We start from the raw sequence: 723 nt of genomic DNA on the forward strand, positions 1-723 counted from the left end.
TACGTATTAGGTAACTGCCCTTCCTCCCAACTTAAAGTGCTTTACAATCCGAAGACCTTCTTCACACACGCGGCATGGCTGGATCAGGCTTTCGCCCATTGTCCAATATTCCCCACTGCTGCCTCCCGTAGGAGTCTGGACCGTGTCTCAGTTCCAGTGTGACTGATCATCCTCTCAGACCAGTTACGGATCGTCGCCTTGGTGAGCCATTACCTCACCAACTAGCTAATCCGACCTAGGCTCATCTGATAGCGCAAGGCCCGAAGGTCCCCTGCTTTCTCCCGTAGGACGTATGCGGTATTAGCGTCCGTTTCCGAGCGTTATCCCCCACTACCAGGCAGATTCCTAGGCATTACTCACCCGTCCGCCGCTCGCCACCAGGTACAAGTACCCGTGCTGCCGCTCGACTTGCATGTGTTAGGCCTGCCGCCAGCGTTCAATCTGAGCCATGATCAAACTCTTCAGTTCAAACATCTTTGGGTTTTTAAGAAACCCTAAACTTGGCTCAGCAATCGTTGGTTACATCTTTGATTTCTCGCGGAGTAACTTGTGATGCTGATAATCTTGTTGACTATCAGTCTGACTCCACAAGCACCCACACGAATTGCTTGATTCAGTTGTTAAAGAGCGGTTGGTTAAGATCTTTCGTCTCAACCGAGGCGCGCATTCTACAGCAGCCTCTGTTGCTGTCAAGCGGTTATTTTCAGAAGTTTTCAAAGTTTC

1 rRNA gene is annotated in these 723 nt (G+C 50.3%); it reads right to left on the reverse strand.

From position 1 onward, the window contains the following. A 16S ribosomal RNA gene (locus tag ACZ3HH_RS29350) occupies positions 1-468 on the reverse strand; the annotation flags it as partial. Between the last annotated feature and the right edge of the window lie 255 nt (positions 469-723).

This window comes from Pseudomonas sp. PME37.24/025 (assembly GCF_055556615.1).